Origin of the sequence: Pseudoalteromonas sp. SG43-6 (assembly GCF_014164365.1) — a bacterium.
Taxonomy (GTDB): domain Bacteria; phylum Pseudomonadota; class Gammaproteobacteria; order Enterobacterales; family Alteromonadaceae; genus Pseudoalteromonas; species Pseudoalteromonas rhizosphaerae.
On sequence record NZ_JACJEZ010000198.1, the window covers coordinates 1 to 314 of the forward strand.

A 314-nucleotide genomic window follows, 5' to 3' on the forward strand; every position below is an offset into this window, starting at 1 on the left:
CCTAAGGCACACGCAAGGTATGTTTTTCCACAGCCTGTTGCCCCAGTGATTAAGATATTTTGATGTAAGTTTAGCCAGCTATTTTGGCTTAAGTTACGTATCTGTGCTTTTTCTATATTACGTGTCGGCGAGTAAATCAGTTGATTTAACTGAGCCGGTAAGCGGAATTTAGCGTGTCGCACGAGCCGGTCGATTTTTCTTTGCTCACGCGTATCAATTTCATGAGTGAGCAATAAACTGACGCGCTCTATAAAGCTTTGTTCTTGATATAGATTTGGCTGTTCAAGCTGTTGCTTGAGTGCTTGCTTTATACC

1 protein-coding gene is annotated in these 314 nt (G+C 42.0%); it reads right to left on the minus strand.

Annotated features, from left to right (window positions below):
- Positions 1–314: ATP-binding protein (locus H5201_RS22770; RefSeq protein WP_182785470.1), on the minus strand; the 314-nt coding region annotated here is incomplete at both ends.